This window comes from Actinomyces sp. HMSC065F12 (genome assembly GCF_001814535.1).
In the GTDB taxonomy this organism is placed as follows: domain Bacteria; phylum Actinomycetota; class Actinomycetes; order Actinomycetales; family Actinomycetaceae; genus Pauljensenia; species Pauljensenia radingae_A.
Genome location: NZ_KV816976.1, coordinates 139,737 through 160,649, shown reverse-complemented (window position 1 = coordinate 160,649; position 20,913 = coordinate 139,737). Strand labels below are relative to the sequence as shown.

General features: G+C 60.1%; 21 protein-coding genes. 2 read left to right on the top strand and 19 right to left on the bottom strand.

Annotated features, from left to right (window positions below):
* Positions 1-10 precede the first annotated feature (10 nt).
* Both glgB and HMPREF2975_RS05855 read left to right on the top strand, forming a co-directional pair.
* Positions 11-2,200 carry a 1,4-alpha-glucan branching protein GlgB gene (gene glgB, locus HMPREF2975_RS05860; protein WP_070726449.1) on the top strand — a complete coding sequence of 730 codons (2,190 nt, stop codon included), beginning with the start codon at positions 11-13 and terminating at the stop codon, positions 2,198-2,200.
* 70 nt (positions 2,201-2,270) lie between these two features.
* The gene (locus tag HMPREF2975_RS05855) at positions 2,271-2,792 is read left to right on the top strand and encodes an O-acetyl-ADP-ribose deacetylase (RefSeq protein WP_070726447.1); all 522 of its coding nucleotides are present in this window, start codon (positions 2,271-2,273) and stop codon (positions 2,790-2,792) included.
* Between the two features lie 62 nt (positions 2,793-2,854).
* Here HMPREF2975_RS05855 and HMPREF2975_RS05850 read toward each other — a convergent pair whose 3' ends face one another.
* From HMPREF2975_RS05850 to prfA, 19 genes are all read right to left on the bottom strand, one after another.
* Entirely contained in the window at positions 2,855-3,817 is a 963-nt protein-coding gene (locus HMPREF2975_RS05850; RefSeq protein ID WP_227469280.1) for a tetratricopeptide repeat protein, read from the bottom strand.
* Entirely contained in the window at positions 3,818-4,831 is a 1,014-nt protein-coding gene (locus HMPREF2975_RS05845; protein ID WP_058236976.1) for a DUF8094 domain-containing protein, read from the bottom strand.
* Complete coding sequence (locus HMPREF2975_RS05840) at positions 4,828-6,480, bottom strand: hypothetical protein (protein ID WP_141757307.1); 1,653 nt, start codon at positions 6,478-6,480, stop codon at positions 4,828-4,830. The genes HMPREF2975_RS05845 and HMPREF2975_RS05840 overlap by 4 nt, the downstream gene beginning before the upstream one ends.
* 498 nt (positions 6,481-6,978) lie before the next feature.
* On the bottom strand, positions 6,979-8,232 hold the full coding sequence (locus HMPREF2975_RS05830) for an N-acetylglucosamine-6-phosphate deacetylase (protein ID WP_058236979.1): 1,254 nt from the start codon (positions 8,230-8,232) through the stop codon (positions 6,979-6,981).
* A 13-nt stretch (positions 8,233-8,245) separates the two neighbouring features.
* Positions 8,246-8,944, bottom strand: coding sequence for an endonuclease NucS (gene nucS, locus HMPREF2975_RS05825; protein ID WP_070726439.1), 699 nt, complete (start codon positions 8,942-8,944; stop codon positions 8,246-8,248).
* Positions 8,945-8,971: 27 nt separating this feature from the next.
* Complete coding sequence (locus HMPREF2975_RS05820; protein ID WP_058236981.1) at positions 8,972-9,394, bottom strand: DUF2550 family protein; 423 nt, start codon at positions 9,392-9,394, stop codon at positions 8,972-8,974.
* Between the two features lie 79 nt (positions 9,395-9,473).
* The gene (locus HMPREF2975_RS05815) at positions 9,474-9,737 is read right to left on the bottom strand and encodes a F0F1 ATP synthase subunit delta/epsilon (protein ID WP_058236982.1); all 264 of its coding nucleotides are present in this window, start codon (positions 9,735-9,737) and stop codon (positions 9,474-9,476) included.
* The gene (atpD, locus tag HMPREF2975_RS05810; protein WP_371935771.1) at positions 9,737-11,191 is read right to left on the bottom strand and encodes a F0F1 ATP synthase subunit beta; all 1,455 of its coding nucleotides are present in this window, start codon (positions 11,189-11,191) and stop codon (positions 9,737-9,739) included. The genes HMPREF2975_RS05815 and atpD overlap by 1 nt, the downstream gene beginning before the upstream one ends.
* Before the next feature lie 18 nt (positions 11,192-11,209).
* Positions 11,210-12,136: a F0F1 ATP synthase subunit gamma gene (locus tag HMPREF2975_RS05805; RefSeq protein ID WP_058236983.1), complete on the bottom strand. Its 927-nt coding sequence runs from the start codon at positions 12,134-12,136 to the stop codon at positions 11,210-11,212.
* 3 nt (positions 12,137-12,139) lie between these two features.
* Entirely contained in the window at positions 12,140-13,774 is a 1,635-nt protein-coding gene (atpA, locus tag HMPREF2975_RS05800; RefSeq protein ID WP_070726435.1) for a F0F1 ATP synthase subunit alpha, read from the bottom strand.
* Positions 13,775-13,817: 43 nt separating this feature from the next.
* Positions 13,818-14,645 (bottom strand): F0F1 ATP synthase subunit delta, encoded by an 828-nt coding sequence (locus HMPREF2975_RS05795; RefSeq protein ID WP_058236985.1) that lies wholly within the window; start codon positions 14,643-14,645, stop codon positions 13,818-13,820.
* Positions 14,645-15,229: a F0F1 ATP synthase subunit B gene (locus HMPREF2975_RS05790; RefSeq protein WP_058237819.1), complete on the bottom strand. Its 585-nt coding sequence runs from the start codon at positions 15,227-15,229 to the stop codon at positions 14,645-14,647. Before HMPREF2975_RS05790 ends, HMPREF2975_RS05795 begins: the two co-directional genes overlap by 1 nt.
* A gap of 5 nt (positions 15,230-15,234) precedes the next feature.
* A complete protein-coding gene (gene atpE, locus HMPREF2975_RS05785; protein WP_058236986.1) occupies positions 15,235-15,441 on the bottom strand; it encodes an ATP synthase F0 subunit C in 207 nt (68 codons plus the stop codon).
* A gap of 45 nt (positions 15,442-15,486) precedes the next feature.
* Positions 15,487-16,386, bottom strand: coding sequence for a F0F1 ATP synthase subunit A (gene atpB, locus HMPREF2975_RS05780; protein WP_070726433.1), 900 nt, complete (start codon positions 16,384-16,386; stop codon positions 15,487-15,489).
* A 143-nt stretch (positions 16,387-16,529) separates the two neighbouring features.
* Entirely contained in the window at positions 16,530-17,057 is a 528-nt protein-coding gene (locus tag HMPREF2975_RS05775) for a hypothetical protein (RefSeq protein ID WP_058236988.1), read from the bottom strand.
* A 2-nt stretch (positions 17,058-17,059) separates the two neighbouring features.
* Positions 17,060-18,202, bottom strand: coding sequence for a glycosyltransferase family 4 protein (locus tag HMPREF2975_RS05770; RefSeq protein ID WP_058236989.1), 1,143 nt, complete (start codon positions 18,200-18,202; stop codon positions 17,060-17,062).
* Between the two features lie 12 nt (positions 18,203-18,214).
* Positions 18,215-18,874, bottom strand: a complete 660-nt coding sequence (locus HMPREF2975_RS05765) for an L-threonylcarbamoyladenylate synthase (protein WP_070726430.1) — start codon at positions 18,872-18,874, stop codon at positions 18,215-18,217.
* A gap of 4 nt (positions 18,875-18,878) precedes the next feature.
* Entirely contained in the window at positions 18,879-19,787 is a 909-nt protein-coding gene (prmC, locus tag HMPREF2975_RS05760) for a peptide chain release factor N(5)-glutamine methyltransferase (RefSeq protein WP_070726427.1), read from the bottom strand.
* Positions 19,780-20,883 carry a peptide chain release factor 1 gene (gene prfA, locus HMPREF2975_RS05755; RefSeq protein ID WP_070726425.1) on the bottom strand — a complete coding sequence of 368 codons (1,104 nt, stop codon included), beginning with the start codon at positions 20,881-20,883 and terminating at the stop codon, positions 19,780-19,782. The genes prmC and prfA overlap by 8 nt, the downstream gene beginning before the upstream one ends.
* Positions 20,884-20,913: the final 30 nt, after the last annotated feature.

The following is a 20,913-nucleotide window of genomic DNA, read 5'->3' as shown; positions in this document are numbered from 1 at the left end:
AAATGAGGTCATGAACGCCTCACCGATTCCTCAAGATCCAGACCTCCTTGATACAGTGGCGCAGGGGCAGTACTACCTGCCTCATGCCGTGCTCGGAGCGCACCTCAGTGACGGGTCAGTGACGATCCGCACGGTGCATCATTTGGCCGACGCCGTCCAAATTGTCACGCCCGATCAAACAGTTGACGCTGTTCACGAACGCTCCGGCGTGTGGGTTGCCGTCTTTGAATGTGACGATATTCCCGACTACCGAGTGCGCGTGACCTACGGTGACCAGACGACACTGATGGACGACCCCTACCGTTTCCTGCCCACACTGGGCGAAATGGATATTTACCTCATTTCCGAGGGACGACACGAAGAACTGTGGAAAGTTCTGGGAGCACATCTGACTCACTACACCGGCCCGATGGGTGACGTCGAGGGCGTCGCATTTGCGGTATGGGCGCCCAACGCGTCTGCCGTGCGCGTCGTCGGCGACTTCAACTATTGGGACGGCACCGCCAGCGCAATGCGCTCACTGGGATCGTCCGGCGTGTGGGAGCTGTTCATCCCAGGTGTGGGCGTGGGAGCGCGCTACAAATTCGAGATCCGAGGGCCGGGCGGTAACTGGTTCCAAAAGGCTGACCCGATGGCACGTGCCACCGAGATTCCTCCGGCAACTGCCTCTGTTGTCACCGACCGTTTCCACAGGTGGGATGACGATGAGTGGATGGACAGGCGTGCTCACACCACCCCGCACACCGCTGCCATGTCAGTGTACGAAGTCCACATTGGATCCTGGAAACAGGGGCTGGGCTACCGTCAGCTCGCTGATGAGCTGATCGCCTACGTCACCGAAGCCGGTTTCACGCACGTCGAATTCATGCCGGTGGCTGAACATCCGTTCGGCGGTTCGTGGGGCTACCAGGTCACCTCGTACTACGCGCCGACCTCACGCTACGGCACGCCCGACGACTTCCGTTATCTGGTGGACCGCCTCCACCAGGCAGGTATCGGCGTCATCCTGGACTGGGTGCCAGCCCACTTCCCGAAGGATGACTGGGCGCTTGCCCGTTTCGACGGCACTCCCCTGTACGAGGATCCCGATCCGTTGCGTGGTGAACATCCGGATTGGGGAACGTACGTCTTCAACTTCGGGCGTCGGGAGGTGCGCAACTTCCTGGTTGCCAACGCCCTGTACTGGCTCGAGGAGTTCCACGTCGATGGCTTGCGTGTCGATGCGGTGGCCTCCATGCTGTATCTGGATTATTCACGCAAGGAAGGCCAGTGGCGGCCGAATCAGTACGGCGGTCGCGAACACCTGGAAGCCATCCAGTTCCTGCAGGAAGCCAACGCAACTGCCTACAGGCGTCACCCCGGCATCGTAATGGTGGCTGAAGAGTCAACAGCGTGGCCCGGCGTGACCGCGCCAACGTCAGGAGGCGGCCTGGGGTTCGGCATGAAGTGGAATATGGGCTGGATGAACGACACGCTGCGGTACATGCAGGAAGACCCTGTCAACCGTCGCTGGCACCACGGTGAACTCACGTTCTCGTTGGTGTACGCATTCTCCGAGAACTACATTCTGCCGCTGTCCCATGATGAGGTCGTTCACGGCAAAGGCTCGCTCGTTTCGAAGATGCCCGGTGATAAGTGGCAGAAAATGGCCTCGCTTCGCGCACTGTACGCCTACCAGTGGTCGCATCCTGGCAAACAACTGCTGTTCATGGGACAGGAATTTGGGCAGGAACAGGAATGGACCGAGCAGCATTCTCTGGATTGGTGGCTGCTCGATGACGATCTGCATTCCGGGTTGCTGTCGCTGGTGTCGGCTCTCAACAGGATCTATCGCGACGAGCCCGCGCTGTGGGACGACGACTACACGGGCTTTGAGTGGATCGACGCGTCAGACGGCGATCACAACGTGATCTCCCATATCCGCAAGGGAATGGGCTCCGATGACAAGCAGCACCTCCTTGTCTGCGTCACGAACTTTGCCGGCACACCTCACGAGGGCTACCGCGTGGGGCTGCCGTTCAGCGGCCAGTGGGAGGAAATCCTCAACACTGACAGCGAAGAGTTCGGCGGATCCGGTGTGATCAACATGGGGCCGGTCATCGCTGAAGATGTTCCATGGAACGGCCGGCCAGCATCGGCTGAGCTGCGCGTGCCACCGCTGGGTGCGCTCTGGCTGCGTCCTGTCACATCTGAGAACTAGACACGGACGGTTGAGCGGACGGGCAGCAATTCCTGCCTGCTCGCTCAACCGCCCGTGAGATATGCGAGCAATGATGGAACTGATCAGCGGCGACATCACAACACTTGAGGTGGACGCCATTGTCAACGCTGCGAACTCGTCACTGCTGGGTGGTGGCGGCGTGGATGGGGCAATTCACCGCGGAGCTGGGCCCGACCTGCTCGCCGCCTGCAAGAAAGTGCGTGCCAGCCAGTTCCCTGATGGTCTTCCCGTGGGGCACGCTGTAGCGACTGAGGGTTTCAGACTGCCGGCGCGCTGGGTAATCCACACTGTCGGACCTAACCGGCATCGCGGGCAGACTGACCCGGATCTGCTACGCTCCTGCTTCACGTCGAGTCTGCGGGTTGCCGAGGACATCAGTGCACGCTCCGTAGCGTTCTCTGCAATTTCAGCAGGAGTGTACGGCTGGGATATGGAACAGGTTGCGAGTATCGGCATAGAGGCGGCTCGCACCTATGAAAGCGAACAGGACGAGCACGCAATCAGGATCGTGTTCTGCTTATTTGATGACCGAGCCCTGCACGTATGGCGCAGCGTCGCCGGCGAGCACTAGACTGCCCCGACGCGCGGACGAGCCGATTCGAGCTGCCTCAGGTGCGATCACCACACCAGCCTCTAGATCATGAGAGCGGTTGCCAGCCTGCGACGGGCAGCGTTGACTTCCGGTGAGGATCCGGCCACGCGGAACAAGTCCAGGATGCGTGTGCGCAGCTCTTCACGCCTGTCATCATCGGTGCTGTGCTCCAAAGCGCTGATCAGAACGTCGAAGGCCTGAGCGTGCTGGCCGGCGTTAAACAGCTCATCAGCATGATCCAGGTCGTTATCCGCATTCCCAGCCGTGCCGCGCTCAAGCAGACGCACGCGCGCCAACTGGGCTTCGGCATCGTGGTCGCGCGCATTGCGCTCCACGATCTTCTCCCACGCCGCGATCGCGCCGTCGAGGTCACCTGATTCTTCCAGGTCCAACGCATGCTGGTGTTCAGGCGGTACGGGCGCCTTCACGTCCTCCCCGCTGACTGCGACGCGGCCCGTAACCCCCATCTGCTGGGCTGCCGTCAACAGTTCATCCAGGACCGGCACGACCTGTTCTTTAATCGCATTTCCCTGGAAGAGCGGGATCGGGCGCCCACCGATCAGTGCACACACCGTCGGCAAGGCCTGCACCTGAAGTGCGCGAGTGATGCCCGGAGCTTTCTCCACCTCGATCTTCACCAACTGGAAGGCGCCGCTCCTTTCGCGGACGATCCCCTCCAGCATGGACAGAACGGACGATGACTCCAAGGAGCGCGATGACCACAGTGCCATCAGCACAGGAACAGTGCGTGACGTTGCCATGATGTCCTCGAACTGAGCGTCATCGCAGTCGCGAATCAAAGGCACGTTCAGTTGCACCCCGGCATCACCGTCGGCAGGAGCGGCAGCAGGGACGCCCGAAGCGGACAGGTCAACGGCACCGTGAGAATCGGCGACCTGACGCTGCACGTGAGACTGTTCGGAGGCCTCCGCGCTGTGCGCTGCACGCGAGGCTGGTTCCCGCTGCGAATTGTGCTGCGCCATTGATGGATCACTCTCTGCCACTTATTCTCCTTCGGGTTTGGTTGAATCGTCGCGCGTGACCTGCTCGATCACACGTTCAGCGCCGATGACGCGAGCTTTCTGATCGGATCCGGCCTGCGGCAGCTCAATCAAAACCGAGACCAGGTATTTTGCAGATGCCGATCCGATAACCTTGGGGTCTCCCTCGTTAATAGCCGCAGGGGAGCCGCCCAGCTGCATGGTGGATCTGGCAACCGTGCGCTGGTAGGTGTGCGTCATTGCGAACGATGCGGACACGAGGGCTGATCCGTTGTTCAAGACGAGTCCTGAGATCGGCAATCCCTCCGTCTGTGCGTGAGCCGTGACGGTACCGGCGGCCTGCACGGATTGTCCGAGCGATGCGATCTCGTCGAAGTGCGAGCGCGCATACTCGTCTTCTGCGAACATGTCGGATCCGGCGGTGCCAGAATTGAGCATTTCGACGTATTTTTCCACTGCTTCGCTGGGCGTCATGATGAAGCCGTCGGCATCGGCAGGTACGTATGCTGCACCCGTCTCCAGTGGGGCTGTCGTGAATTCTGAGCCGCCCAGAAGGCGCACCCAGTTCTCCAGTTCGTAATTGGAGCGCGCATCCTGCTGAGTGATGACGTAAACAATCGGCAGTTCCCCGTCCGAGCTTTGCTCGATGTCCAGGAACATTCGCGGCCACGTCGTTGAGTTGGTCGATGTCACCATTTCCCCGGTGAGACTCAGCTGCGGCACCGTGGTGTCCTTGGCTTTGGCGAGCACGAACTGTGCACCGCGCATGCGCAGAGCCGGGTCTTTGACGCGTCCGGACAGGGCTTCGGTCGTGCCCTCGTCACTGGCTTGGTCGAGTGCGGCCTGGATATGTCCGAGGATCGTGTTGATGCGGTTGGCATCCAGGTTGGCCGCACCGTTTGCGCCGGACGCTGGCTGTTCAGTGGCCGGTACTTCTATTTCTCCTGACGAGCAGGCGCTGACCATCGACAGTGATGCGAGCATCACCACGGCAGCGCAGATGCGGCGGCGTATCACTGTTCCTCCTTGGTCGATCCTGTTCCGTCACGATGCAGCCAGTTCGACATGATGGACGTCCATGCGCCCTTTTGGGAACGGCCAGTGTCCTGAGGTCGTTCGGCGTCAGCTTGTGTATCGTCGCCCCGTGGATCGTCGCCGTCCTGTGAACGGTCGGTTCGGCTCGCGTGTCCAGTGCCGCTCACATGGTCGGCTTCGTTTTCCGCACGGTCGCCGTCTGTCTGACGTACGAGGGTGTCGCCGCTGTCTGCTTGGTGCGCCGACGGGACGATCGGGATGAGGCCAGTGTTGAATTCGTGGCCATCGATATTCACCGATTCTTCGCCTCGGGAGCGCGCTTCGCGTAATGCGCGTCGCGTCGGGAAGACCATCGGTACACGAGCCACGGACATGTCAATGACACCCGAATCGGTGGGGGCCGAATGTTCGACTGGTTCGGCTGGCTTTGCAGTCTCAGCCGGCTCAGCAAGCTCAGCCGGTTCTACAGCTTCCTCCGACTCAGCGGGTTCGGCAGCCTGTTTCTGTTCGACGAGGTCTTCAGCTTCGCCGTTCATGGCCGGCTCGACAGGTTCAGCGGATTCAGCAAGTTCTTCCGGCTCTTCCGCTGCTTCGTACTGGTTCGCCTCTTCGGAGCGTTTCACCTCTTCACAGTGATCGTGTTCTTGCCGGTGGGCTTGCTCCTCAGGCAAGCCGTCAGCTTCATCTGTCAGGTCGGCTACCGGGACCGGCTCGCTGACATCAAGCGACTCAGCCTTGTCTGCTTCATGGGTACCGTCCTCAGCTTGCGACACGTCACCCTCATCGTCTGCCTCGTCAGAGGCTTCCTCGGCGTCTGGCATCTGGGAGATGTCGATCGGGGCGGTGTCGGTGGTATCAGCCTGGTCACGAGACTTCAGCTCGTCGGCACGTGCCGCGCGGCGACGCTGGTTGCGCCAGATGATGACCGCCATGACTGCGGCGATCAGTGCCAGGACAATGGTCAAAAGCCACACGGCGATCGCTGCGATATTGGTGCGCTCAACCGGCCAAGTCAACGTCAATGTCGGGGCTTTCGAACCGTCTGTCGTGGCCAGTACGGACACCGTGTCAGGAACGGCTTTCAGTGTGAGCGACGCGCTCCCCTGGCCGGCTGCCTGATCCAACCACATGTCATTATCCAACGGGTTCGCAATCGAGGCCCCCGACTGAGCTTCTTCCTTGGCAGTCTGGGCTTCGGACTGTGCCTGGCCATCGGCCGTTGACTGAGGAGCAGCTGCGGATTGCTCGCCATCAGCCACATCCGACGATTGCGCCTGATTCGCATCCGTTTCCGCATGGTCGGTTACTTTCAGCTGTGTCATACCAGCTTCCAGGCCCACAACTTCGGTATAAGCCTCGTCACCGAGCCACCCGATCACATCAGGAGTGGATCCAACCACGACACTGACGGGCGTCGACGCATCGGCAGCTTCGACGGTCACTGTCACGTCTTCTGCTTTCAAAGGGAGCACACGCGCACGCGTCATCACATAGGGCTGATCTGGGTCAGCCTTGGCCTCAATGTGCTGTCCAGGTGCCCAAACGGTCAGTGTCAAAATGCCGATGATGCCAGCAACAAGAGCCACTGCTGCAAGGGCTAAAGCGCTGGCGTAACGTCTGATACCACTCACAGTGTCCGCTCCTCCGCAAAAATTCCTCGTATGTCATTCACAATACAGTGCCCGTTGATGTGAGCGCAGAACCGATGGTAATAATCCATCATATCGCAGAGTCGAAAAGGGCAGTGCCTGACGGGCTCACGAGACAGGCCCAACAAGTCAGGCTCAGAGGGGCCGAAGCCGGTGCTCCCAGCAATGCCGGTGCCAATGGCGTCTGGCTTCCACCCCCTGATCCCATCCAAAGGGTGCTTCTTCGGGCCACGCGACCACATGAGGTGTGCCAGGAGCAATCGGATGGACACAACCAGGACACGTGTACGTCTTCTGCGATCCCGACACGTACGACACCTGATAGTGCAGCCCACCAGGCCCCTCGGCACTAAGCGGCATGGAGGCCAGACGACTCATATCGAGGCGCGGATGTTCGCCGCCCCAAGGTCGTTTTCGTGACCGTCTGCCCCGCCCCATGTCGTGATCGCTCCTCTGGCCGCCTACGTCGTCTTGCCGCTCTTACTTATTCCTATCGCACACGACACCCGCGCGCCACACGCGCAAGGGGTGCAGCTCAGAATCCAGACAGACCACGTCAGCACGCTTGCCGACTTCGAGTGCCCCCACCGTCTCATCGCCAAGGATTCTGGCACCTTGAGCAGATGCCATAAATACCGCATCGACCAGCGGAATTCCAGCGCCTACTGCGACGCGCACGCAATCGAGCAGGTGAGCTGTTCCACCGGCGATCGCTCCGCCATCAGTCAGACGAGCAATCCCATCAGTTACCGTCACAGCCTGAGGCCCAAGCTGGTAGCTGCCATCCGCCATTCCGGCAGCAGCCATCGCATCAGTGATGAAGACGCAGCGCGACCGTCCGAGAACCTCGTACACACAGCGCACCAGCGTGGGATTGACATGCACACCATCACAGATCATCTCCACGACCGCATCACCTCGCGCACCCGCTGCAAGGAACTCTGCAATGGAACCGGGATCGCGGTGGTGCATCGGCTTCATGCCGTTAAACAGGTGCGTCACCGTCGCCAGGGGACGTGTATGGTCCGGGTCTTTCAGCTGATCAGCGTAGCGTCCTCGGGCGTCCTCAAAGACGGCTCGAACGTCGTCCGGCTCTGCATCCGTATGCCCCCACGATGGCAGAGCACCCCCCTCGCGCAGTACTTCAGCCACTGAACCCTCACCGCTGGCGTGCGGTTTCTCCGGCGCCACGGTCATGGTCACCGCGTGCCCGCCAGCCACGTCCAGCAGTTCAGCTGTCAGCACGGGATCCGGGTCGCAGATGAACTGTGGGTCCTGCGCGCCACAGCGCTCATGAGACACGAACGGACCTTCAAAGTGGATTCCAGCCAGCTCCCCTCGATCGGCCAGCGTGGCGAGCATGGCAGCACGTTCCTTGAGGGTCTGCGCGTCAGCAGTCACCAGCGATGCAACAAGGGAGGTCGTCCCGTGAGCGCGGTGCTCGGTAACAGCCGTCATCGCTTGCTCGGGGGTCTGCGCGTTCGGGAACGATTCGCCACCACCGCCGTGGCAGTGCACGTCGACGAGGCCAGGGATAATGATGTCATCGCTCGGCTTCAGATCATTGAGTTGTTCACGAATTGACGAGGGGGCCTCCTGCGCCGCCGCATCACCGACCCAGATAATGGTGTCGCGGTCCCACGCCACTGCCCCATCGTCGATCACCGTATCCGGTGTGACGACCCGTCCTCGAAGAGCAACGAGTGAAGTGGATTGATCAGTCTGATCCGTCATGGTCTCTCTTTTCCTAGAACAGGCGAGATTCTGCGTCATCGACGCCTCGCATTGCGTCGTAGTCGAGTACGACTACTTGGATTCCTCTGTCTTCTGCCAGTGTGCGTGCCTGCCGCGTGACCTCCTGAGCAGCGAAAATGCCGCGAATGTCAGAAAGCAGGGGATCTCTGGCCAGTAGCGACAGGTAGCGAGTGAGCTGTTCCACTCCGTCGACGCCACCGCGTCGCTTCACCTCGATAGCGATGGGAACATTGTGTTCGTCGCGCACCAGCAGATCCACCGGCCCGATTGGCGTGGGATATTCTCTGCGAACCAGCGAGTATCCCGTTCCCAGGATCAAGGGCACCTGTTCAGCCAGCAGAGCCTGCAGGTGGGCTTCCACGCCGTCCTTAATGAGGCCCGGATCCACGCCGAGGTCCTCGTTGACGTCGTGGAGAACGTCGAAAATACGGATGAGCAGCTGGTCGTCAGACTTGGCGGCCTGAACAGTCCACACCTCGCTCACGCCTAGATCCGTTTCATCGGTGCTGGGCTCATCGATGCGCATATGGCACGAGGCGCTCATCCAGTTCAGCGGCTTATAGGAGCCGCCATCGGAGTGAACCAGGACCGAGCCGTCTGCCTTCAGCATGATGACGCGCGGGGCTTTGTCCAGGTGCGCGGTTAGCCGGCCTGAATAATCAACTGAACATGTTGCTACTACGATACGCACGAAAGCGTGCCTGCCTTTTTGCTCGTTTTAGTCGATGGACGATTGCGAGGAACGCGGAGGGCCAGATTCTGCCCATGACACCAGGCCGTTGTAACTGGATGCGGCCATCGCCACCTGCCAGCGATCATCACCGGAGACCAGATGCACTTCGATCATGGTTCCGTCAACAGAGCGAGTGTCGGGCGCTGAGACTTCAAGGGTACGTCGAGGCATTGAGAAAACCGGCCGCATGGAAAACCCCACCAGGCGGTACCAGGTGAGGGTTTCGACTCCGTAATGGGCGACTCCGGCTGTCCAGCCGGACTGAGAGTCTCGGCGCGCCCAGCATCTAAACGATCCCAGGTAGGTGTCCAGCCGGCGGGCACGCACATTGATATAGCCGACGATCAGCATAGCGATGACGGCGAGTATGACGATGAGCCACAGCGCCCACACCAACGCAGTGTTCATGATGCTGTAGCTCCTTCCATGCAGTAATATCGCCTACGTCCGTGATGAATGCTCATCACGGACGTAGTTCTCAGTGTTCTCAGGACTCCATGCCTTCTGCAACAACGGTGACAACGTCAGAATCCACGGAGACGAATCCGCCGGCTACCGGAAATGTCTTCGTGTCGTCGCCAATGGTGAGAATGACGGGACCTTCTTTCAATCTAGCCAACAATGGTTGACGATGAGGCAAAATGCCCAGCGAGCCGTCTTCGACTGGGACCTGCACATACTGCGCAGCTCCCTGCCAGGACAGGCCTCGCTTCGTCACGATTTTGACGCTCAGCGCCCCTGTCTCGGCCATCAGGATTCTGCCTCAAGTTCGTGCCACTTGCGCTCCAGATCCTCAATGCCGCCGATATTGAAGAATGCCTGCTCAGGAACCTTGTCGTAGTAGCCCTCGGCAATGCGCTTGAAGGCTTCGATGGTTTCTGACAGCGGAACGGTGGAGCCTGGCTGGCCGGTGAACTTTTCAGCCATATAGATGTTCTGTGACAGGAACTGTTCGATTCGACGTGCACGCGCAACCGTGACCTTGTCTTCCTCGGACAATTCGTCGACACCCAGAATGGCGATGATGTCCTGCAGCTCCTTGTTCTTCTGCAAGATGGCCTTGACGTGGATTGCCACATCGTAGTGTTCCTGGCCGATCGCAGCCGGGTCAAGCAGACGGCTGGTCGATGACAGCGGGTCAACCGCCGGGTACAGACCCTTCGACGCGATCTCACGGGACAGTTCCGTGGTCGCATCCAGGTGCGCGAACGTGGTAGCCGGCGCGGGGTCCGTGTAGTCATCGGCTGGCACGTAGATGGCCTGCAGCGAGGTAATGGAGTGACCACCGGCAGAGGTGATGCGCTCTTGAAGCTGGCCCATCTCGTCCGCCAGATTCGGCTGGTAACCCACGGCCGAGGGCATACGGCCCAGCAGGGTGGACACCTCGGAACCTGCCTGAGTGAAACGGAAGATGTTGTCGATGAACAGCAGCACGTCCTGGTTTTGTACATCGCGGAAGTATTCCGCCATCGTCAGGCCGGTCAGCGCGATACGCAACCTGGTCCCCGGCGGCTCGTCCATCTGGCCAAAGACCAGTGCGGTCTTGTCGAAGACGCCTGCATCAGCCATTTCGTGAATCAGGTCGTTGCCTTCACGGGTACGTTCGCCCACACCGGCGAACACGGACACGCCGCCGTGATCCTGAGCAACACGCTGAATCATTTCCTGAATCAGCACGGTCTTGCCCACGCCTGCGCCGCCGAACAGGCCGATCTTGCCGCCCTGCACATAGGGGGTAAGCAGGTCGATCACCTTGATGCCCGTTTCGAACATCTTGGTGCGTGGCTCAAGCTGATCGAATGCAGGTGGTTGACGGTGAATAGGCCAGCGCTCTGTGATTTCGAGCTGTTCGCCATCTTTGAGGTTGAGCGGTTCACCGATCACGTTGAAGACGTGTCCCTTGGTGACGTCACCGACCGGGACAGTGATGGGGCCGCCGGTGTCGCGCACGCGGGCACCGCGCACCAGGCCGTCAGTCGGCTTGAGTGCGATTGTGCGAACCAGGTTGTCACCCAAGTGCTGTGCGACTTCCAGCGTCATGACGAATGATTCGGATCCTTCGCCCTGGTCAGGCAGCTCCACATCCACCTGCAGTGCGTTGTAGAGGGCCGGGATCCGGTCAGGCGGAAACTCGACGTCGACAACGGGGCCGACGACGCGGGCAACTCGGCCTTCGCCGGTTTCTGGTGATTCTGTCATGGTCATCTTCTCCATCATGTGGGCTCAGCCGTTAGCCAAGGCGTCGGCCCCGCCCACGATCTCACTAATTTCCTGCGTGATCTCCGCCTGGCGGGCCGAATTCGCCAAACGCGTGTACTTCGTAATCAATTCTTCAGCGTTGTCGGTTGCCGTGTGCATCGCTCGCTGACGCGACGCCAGTTCCGATGCGGCGGCTTGAAGCAGAACGTTGCGGATGCGGCTTTCCACATAAAGAGGCAGCAAAGCATCGAGGACGTCGCGCGCAGACGGGATGAATTCGTATTCAGGGAAAAGCAGTGATCCGTCGTCCTTTACCGGATCGACTTCATTTGTCTCGCCTTCACCATAGGCATCCACGACAGTCAGCGGCAGCATCTGCCTGACCTGAGGAATCTGACTCATCATGTTCCGGAATCGCGTGTAGACCAGGTGAACCTCGGACACGCCGGTCATCCTGTCCTCATCCAGGAACCGCTTCAGCAGTTCCTCGGCGATGCTGTGCGTCATCTCCAGGCTGGGTTCGTCCGATTCACCTTCCCACGAACGCTCGATCTCAGCGCCACGGAAGCTGAAGTAATTCTTGGCGCGACGCCCGCAGGTATACAGGATCGGGGTCTTCCCTTCTTCGCGCAGCGTGGTGATAAGGTGCTCTGTTTCACGCAGAATTGTCGCTGAATAGGCACCCGCCATGCCTCGGTCAGAAGCGACCACCAGCACGGCCACGCGAGGCGTGTCGTTTCGCACGTCGGTCAGCGGGTGCCCCATATCCGTGTGGATGGCAACTGAGGCCACAGCCTGCGTGATCGCCTGCTCGTAGGGTCCCACTTCGGTCGCATCGCGACGCGCCGCGCCGATCCTGGAGGCTGCAATCATCTCCATGGCGCGGAAGACCTTGCTCAGCGTTTGCGTAGACGCAATGCGCTGCTTGTAGATCCTCTGCTGACCAGCCATCGATCAGGCCTTCTTCTCACGGCGACGACGGATAATCTCTTCACGTGAATGTTCAGCTTCAACCTCGCCGTCCTCCAGGTTCTCACCTGGCTGAGCGCTCAGCCACTGCTGCGTGAACTTCTCTGCGGCCTCACGCAGAGCATTCTCCGTGTCATCATCCAGCACGCCAGTCTCGCGGATCGTGGTCAGCACGTCGGAGTGTGAGCGCAGGTAGTCCAGAAGCTGATGCTCATAGGAACTCACGTCAGACACGTCCAGCTCGTCGAGGTAGCCGTGCGTACCCACCCAGATCGATGCGACCTGTTCTTCCACGGGGTACGGCGTGGACTGCGGCTGCTTGAGCAGTTCCATCAGACGCTCACCACGAGTCAACTGCGAACGGGTCGTGGCGTCAAGGTCGGAAGCGAACATTGCGAACGCCGCCATCGAACGGTACTGGGCCAGCGTCAGTTTCAGCGTGCCCGCCACTTTCTTCATGGCCTTGATCTGAGCGTCGCCACCCACGCGGGACACCGAGATACCGACGTCGACTGCAGGGCGCTGGTTCGAGTTGAACAGATTCGACTGCAGGAAGATCTGGCCGTCGGTGATTGAAATGACGTTGGTCGGAATGTAGGCCGATACGTCGTTCGCTTTCGTTTCGATGATGGGAAGACCCGTCATCGATCCGCCGCCCAGTTCATCGGAGAGTTTGGCGCAACGTTCGAGCAGACGTGAATGCAGGTAGAACACGTCGCCGGGGTATGCTTCACGCCCCGGTGGGCGACGCAGCAGAAGGGACACGGCTCGGTAGGCCTCGGCCTGCTTGGACAGGTCATCGAACACGATGAGGACGTGCTTACCCTCGTACATCCAGTGCTGTCCGATAGCGGATCCGGTGTAGGGCGCAAGGTACTTAAAGCCTGCGGGGTCGGATGCCGGTGAGGCAATGATGGTGGTGTAGTCCATCGCCCCGTTTTCTTCCAGTGTGGAGCGCACCGATGCGATCGTCGAACCCTTCTGGCCAACCGCCACGTAGATGCAGCGCACCTGCTTGCTCGGATCGCCCGACAGCCAGTTATCACGCTGGTTCATGATCGTGTCGATCGCGATGGTGGTCTTACCTGTCTGACGGTCACCGATGATCAGCTGACGCTGGCCACGTCCGATCGGAATCATCGAGTCGATAGCTTTCAGACCGGTCTGGAGCGGCTCGTGGACCGAACGACGCATCATCACGCCGGGTGCCTGAAGTTCGAGGGCGCGTCGACCCGTCAGATCCTGGATCTCGCCCAGACCGTCGATCGGATTGCCGAGGGGGTCAACGGTGCGCCCCAGGTATCCGTCACCAACCGGCACAGACAGAACGTCACCTGTGCGGTGAACCGGCTGGCCTTCTTCAATGCCGCTGAAATCACCCAGCAGAACGGCACCAATTTCGCGCACGTCGAGGTTCATGGCCACGCCAAGCGTGCCGTCTTCAAAGCGAAGAAGCTCGTTTGCCATTGCACCGGGCAGGCCTTCCACGCGGGCAATGCCGTCGGCCGTTTCGGTGACGTGTCCGACTTCTTCGACTGCCGCTTGAGTGGGCTTGTAGGAGTCCACAAAAGAATCGAGAGCCGAGCGGATCTCTTCGGAGCTAATCGAGAGTTCAGCCATTGAGCGTTTCCTTTGTCTGTGTATTGTGGTGCGCCTTCATCTATCAGTGCGCGAGGGATTGGTGCAACTGTCGTAGTCGCGTTGCTATCGATGAATCTATGACGAGGTCGCCGGAGATGATTCGGAATCCTCCGATCAGGGAGGGATCGTATGTCATGTCGATGCTGACCGTTTCGCCCAGTTTCTCGTTGAGCATCGTCTGGAGGCGATGCATCTGAGTATCTGTCAACGGGCCGGCACTGATGACGGACACCAGGTTTTCATCTTTCAGGGACGCTGCGTCCTGCGCGATATGGCGCAGATGCGACATCAGCTGTCCTTTGTTGAGCCGTCCGACCTGGCGGCGCACAATCCGCAGAGTCCATGCGCTGACGTGAGGTCCGAAAATCTTTTCCGCCAGAGCTGCCCGATCGTCAGATGATCCACGCCCCAGCACCGACAGCTGCGTGCGCAGCTCCCGGTTGGACAGGAGGACCTGGTGAATGTCGGACAATTCGGAAAGAACCCGGTCCAAGCCGTCATGAGACTTCGCGTCACGCAGAAGAGCGTGAATACCCACCTGCTCCAGACCCTCGATAATGTCACTGGACGATGACCACTCGCCCTCAACGAGAGTGTGAATCACCTCGAGCGTCTGAGAGGTGACCGTGGCGGCGAACAAGTCGTCAGCCAGACGCACCTTGTCCTCACGAGCGCGCGCCGGATCGGTCAATGAGCGACCCAAGCGTGAATCGTCCCTGACCATATCTGCGATAGCGAAGAGCTCTTCCGCCACACGCAGTCCCTGGTCAGTTTCAGAGAACGTGGGCGACAAGATGCGCGACACAACTGACTGTGCGGCATCGACACTCATGCGGCTTGATCTGCGCATTATGCGTTCGTTCCTTGCGGCTGTGCGGAGGTCGACGCAGGCGTGCTCAACGACATGTCATCAAGGTCATCGAGGAAGCGGTCCATCACCCGATGTGACAGATCCTGATCCCTGAGCTGCTCAGAGACGATGCGTTCGGCCAGCTGGGTTGCCAGCTCACCAATGTCCGAGCGCAGCGAAACCACTGCTGACTGGCGTTCAGCCTGAATCTGGCGCTGAGCGTTCTCCTGAATGCGGGCGGCTTCTTCCTGGGCGGATTCGCGAGCCTGAGACTTGATGCGTTTCGCGTCAGCATTTGCCTGCTCGCGAATGGAATGAGCCTCAACGTTGGCCTGCGCCAACGCCTCTTCGCGTTCGCGTTCAGCAAGTGCACGGTCTTCACGTGCCTGTTCAGCAGCATGCAGACCGGCCTCGATGCGCTCCTCGCGCTCATCCATCATCGCGTAGATGCGGGGAAGAGCGAACTTGCCGATGACAAGCCAGATTCCCAGCAAAATGATGGCAGACAGAAAGACTTCGGCCACTGGTGGGACGAGGACGCTCGTCCCAGCCGCCGCATCTCCTGCTTCTTGCATTGGCAACATGAATATCACTGAACGACGAAGGGCATTGCGAAGCCGATCAAGGCGAGGGCTTCGACAAGTGCGGCACCGATGATCATGTTGGTGAACAGACGGCCGGCAACCTCAGGCTGACGGGCGGTTGCTTCCTGGGTCTTGCCCACCAGCATGCCAATACCCAAACCAGGTCCGAGGGTTGCAATTCCGTAGCCGATGTAGGCGATTGTTCCGGTCATGGATTCTTCCTTTTCTGTGTGTGTGCCAAGCGGCTGTGTATTTGACTAATGGGATTCCACCGACAACTTGATGTAGACAGCAGTCAGCGTGGCAAAAATGTAGGCCTGCAGGAAGGCGACGAAGATCTCGAAAAGCGTCATTGCAATGGCTGCCGCGAATGTGGCGACCGCCAGAGCCTTGAGCGAGCCTGCCGCCGCCAGCAGGGCTGACGTCCCGAAGAACGTCAATGCGAGCAACAGGTGTCCCGACATCATGTTGCACAGGAGTCGGACCGCCAGCGTTGCAGGGCGGACAATGAATGTTGAGAAAAACTCGATGGGAGTGATCAGCAGGTAAACCGGCTTAGGGAGTCCCTTCGGCAAGAGCTGCTCAGCAAAGAACGTGCCGACACCGCGGGTACGGATACCCGCCCAGATGAACGACACGTAGGAGAAGATTGCGAACACCAGCGGCACAGCGATTACCGACGAGGCGGCAATGTTGATACCGGGAACGATGCCGGTGATGTTCATTGCGATCACGCCGAAGAAAAAGACGCCGATCAGTGGCGCGTACTGTCGCCCTCGCTTCTCCCCCAACATCGGGATGGAGATCGAATCGCGGATAAACAGGGCGCATGCTTCAATCAGTTGCTGGAAGCGAGTGGGGACGATCTTCGCCCTCATTGCGCCCGCAACAAACAGAGCACAGATCAGCACCGCAGCAATGATGCGTGCCAGTGTCAGGCGGTTGACCACCGTACCGTGTTCAGGTCCGAACAGCGATGGCGGGAAGAAATCTGTCACACCGGGACTGTGGGGATGGCTGCGCAGCGCAGGAATAGCTGTCAGAGCTATCAGAAGAACCAGACCTGCCGTGACAATCCAGTACCAGAGCGGAAGGTTACGTCGCCTGGGCTCAGCGGAGCGTGACGTGACCTGTGTGGACACCTGGGTCGTTGACATCGCCGAGGACGGCCTCCTTTCGATCCGCATGCACTGCGCTACAGGCTAGCCGACACGTGGTGTCACGAGCGTTGCAGCGTCCCTACTCTAACAGGGTTCAGACCCTCTTTAGTGCCAAAACTACCTGATACGCGGGACAAACGTCACATTGAGGTGTCAGCACCCGGATCGTGCTCACCTAACCGCGTGCGGGAGTAGTCGCGAGTTTGCGCCACTTGACCGGATTGCGTCGCAGCTGGGACCACCGTGGGGGTGCGCGTACGCATCAAAATCACGAGTTCAATCACCATCAATGAGAGGATTGTCACGATTACCGTCATCGCGACAACGCGGTGATTGAGCCCCAGGGGGCGCGATGCCAAGAGCGCGACCGCCACTGCCACAAGCTTGAGCAAATATCCCCCGCCGATCCACGCCAGGAACAGATTCGGTCCCTGCGCGACCATGCGCGGCAGTGCAACGAATTCGGCGGCGCACAGGACTGCCACAACCAGGATGCTGACCAGCGCGGTCGCCCAGCCGACCGTTGACATCAACGCCCAGCACACCAGGATCCCGCCTGTCATCACGACGCCTGCAAGCACTATGAACCGGCGCAGCGCTGTCATGGCGTGATTCATCGCTGGCTGAGTAGCTGCGCGGGTGGGCGTGTGGTCATTGTCGAGTGACATGGCTACCTTTCGGATCTCGGGTCGGGCGCATCTGCCTCGGACTGTGGCGGGCGTGCGCGCGCTGATATCTTCCACGGGAATTCAGATGCGGTCAGGATCGTGGCCAGGACAATCAGCGGCACAAAAATCATCACTGTCCGGTTCCATTCAACCAGCAGCAAGGACAATGCGGCAGTCGAAATGATCGCCGTCCATAAATACAAAATCATGACAACGGCGCGATGGGAACGTCCTCGTGCCAATAGGCGATCGTGGAAGTGGGAGCGGTCGGCGTGGAATGGGCTCTTCCCACGCATCATGCGTCGAACTGCCGTCACCATCAGATCTCCGATGGGGACGACGATCACAGCCAGGGGCAAAATAATCGGCATGAGACCGGCGATGATCTGGCTTCGCTCCAGCACGTTGGGGTCGATCTGACCGGTGACGATGACACCGGAGGCAGCCAGAATCAATCCCAGCGTCTCAGCTCCCCCGCCCATCATGATGGACGAGGGGTGATAGTTGTACCACAAGAACCCGGCGCAGATCCCGACCAGTGCAATCACGATCAGTGACGCGGTTGTCGCATATGACTGTGCACCAAGCTGGCGTGACAGCAGGTAGGAATACCCGAAGAACACGGCCGCACCAATCCCCACGACTCCGGCCGCCAGACCGTCCAGACCGTCAATGAAGTTCACGGCGTTGATGATGCCGACCATGACGAACACGGTGGCAATCAGCGACAACCGTGACGACCCGATCGTGATGCCGAAGATGGGAAATGAAACGAGTTGAACACCCTGGAGTGCCATGAGACCGGCGATCAGGATCTGTCCGGTCAGTTTGGTCAGCCAGTCCAGCTCCAGCAGGTCATCGAGCACGCCCAGCACGCACATGGCTGCAGCACCTGCCATCACTGCCCACGGGATGCTGGTCGAATACACGGGCGCCATGTACGGGATTCGTGAGCCGATCAGCAAAGTGATGAGCAGACCGACGGTCATGGCGATGCCACCCAGTCGCGGTATCGGTGTGACCTGAATATCGCGTTCACGCAGCTTCGGCACAATCCCCCACCGCAGACACGCCCATCGCACCAGCGGCGTCATAATCGCGGTGACACCACTGGCTATGAGCATGAGCAGCAGGTAGACCTTCATCGGTGGCGGCCTCTACTTGTCCTCAGGACTTTTAAAAGTGCAGCCCGCTGTATCTTCCAGGTCGCGCGGGTCGATGACGCCCAGGCGGATCAGTGTGGGCTGCTCCGTGGCCATATTGATGATCGTCGAGGGAGTCGCCCCCGCCGTTGGACCACCGTCAATATACAGGTCGACGTGATCCTCGAACGAGGCAGCGGCCGCCTCAACACTGGTGGCGGGAGGCTCGCCCGTCAGATTCGCTGATGTGACGGCCATTGGACCGCATTCGCGCAAAATCGACAGCGCCACCTCACTATCAGGCATGCGCAGTGCGATCGTGCCGCCCGTGTCGCCCAGATCCCAGCCCAGGTCGGGGTGGGCGCGGACGATCAGCGTCAAGCCTCCAGGCCAGAACCGTCGCGCCAGTAAACGCGTGCTCTCACTGATGTCAGTGCCAAGCACGTCCAGCGCTTCATTATCTGCGACCAGAACCGGCGGTGGTTTGGAGCGTCCTCGCCCCTTGGCGTGTTGAACAGCTTCGACGGCGGCAGGGTCGTGTGCGGTTGCGCCGATCCCGTAGACCGTGTCGGTCGGCATGACGATGAGGCCACCACGGTTGACACACGTGCGGATGCGCTGCAGATCCTGCGCTGAGATGCCATGTGAACAGTGAAGAATAGTCGAATGTGCCACGCGGCTATTGTTCCACGACGGGGGCGGTTGCGATAACCATGCGGGGCCGTCCCGTCAAATCCGGTGCCGTATGCACATTCGTGAAGCCCTGAGCTGTAGCGTATGCCACCAGATCCTCTGCCTGAGATTCGGCGTGCTCCATAACGAGTGTGCCGCCCGGAGCCAGCAGGGCGCGCGCCCGGGTCATGATGCCACGTGGGATCACCAGCCCATCTTCTCCCCCGCCATACAAGGCACGCGGCGGGTCCAGTTGCGCTTCGCGTTGCGTAGGGTGGGCGCTGCCGGGAACATACGGCGGGTTCGACACGACAACGTCGGCCCTCCCCTCGTATTCGACGAGGGCGGATAATGCATCGGCGCGTACCAGATGAACGCGCACCGGCTCGATGTCAGCGATATTGCGAGCGGCAAGCTGACAGGCAGCCTCGTCAATCTCCACGGCAAGAACGCGCGAGGCGGGTACCTCGGTGGCAACCGCAAGTGCGATGGCTCCCGACCCTGTACACAGGTCCACCACCACAGGCTCATCCGCACTGCAGGTTCGCGCCGCGTCAATGGCGTGCTGCGCGACCATTTCGGTTTCGGGTCGAACAACGAATACGCCGGGCTCTGCGCGCAGGGTGAGCATCCGAAAATACATGCGACCTGTGATGTGCTGCAGAGGAATGCTGGTGCGCCTCGATGCGATGGCGCAGCGGTAGCGTTCTGCTGCGCGCGCGCCCACCTGGTCCGGGGCGCTCACGAGGCTGTCACAGCCCAGTACCCATTCCAGCAGCTCACGGGCATCCTGGTCGGCGTGTGCTCCCTCCAGGTTGACTGCTTGAAGGGCGCGTCTGCCCCACGCGAACAATTCGCGTGGCGTATAGGTTGCTGAACGCGGCAGCACCAGCTGCTCGTTCAGTGCCCTATTCATCGCCCGCTTTGCCCAGGCGCGCTGCCTCGTCAGCGTCGATCGCTGACTGGATGACAGGATCCAGGGAGCCGGACAACACCTGGTCAAGGTTGTAGGCCTTGAAACCGGTGCGATGGTCAGAGATGCGGTTTTCCGGGAAATTGTAGGTGCGGATGCGCTCCGAGCGGTCAACGGTGCGTACCTGAGACAGGCGCTGTGCGCTGGCTTCAGCCTCACGCTTGGCCCTGGCTTCAGCAGCAAGTCTGGATGCCAGCACGCGCATAGCTGCGATACGGTTTTGCAGCTGCGATTTCTCATTTTGCATCGACACGACGATGCCGGTCGGAATGTGAGTGATGCGCACAGCCGAGTCCGTCGTGTTCACTGACTGTCCGCCAGGCCCTGACGAACGGTAGACGTCGATGCGCAGATCGTTCTGGTCGATTTCAACTTCGTCATCTTCTTCAACTTCCGGCATGACGAATACGCCGGCAGCAGAGGTGTGGATTCGTCCCTGCGATTCGGTGACAGGAATGCGTTGGACGCGGTGAACGCCACCCTCGTACTTGAGATGAGCCCACACGCCTTCTTCCGGGCTGGGTGTGCCTTTGGCGCGGATCGCCATCGTGATGTCCTTGAAGCCGCCCAGCTCGGTGGGCGTGGAGGACAGTTCGGTGACCGACCATCCCTTCGTGGTGGCGTAGCGCTCGTACATACGTGCCAGGTCTGCTGCGAACAGGGCGGATTCTTCGCCGCCTTCACCGCTCTTGACTTCCAGGATCACATCGAGCGCGTCGTCAGGGTCGCGCGGCGTCAGAATATCGACGAGGGCATCGTGCGCCTGGCGGGTCTGTTCCTCCAGGCTTGTCACCTCATCCGCGAATGAGGGATCCTCCTCAGCGAGTTCGCGAGCTGCTTCCATATCATCAGTGGCTGCGCAGTAGCGCTGGTAAGCCTCGGCAACACGGTTCAGTTCGGCGTAGCGCCGCCCCACTTTACGAGCCTTTGCCTGATCGTTGTGCAGTGCAGGATCTGCCATTTGCTGCTCGACACTATGGTGCTCTTCGAGCAGTGCCTGCAGCGTCGGGAATTCATCTGCGTGTGATGCCGATGCCATGCGAGCTCCTCCGATTGTGGCGAAAAGATG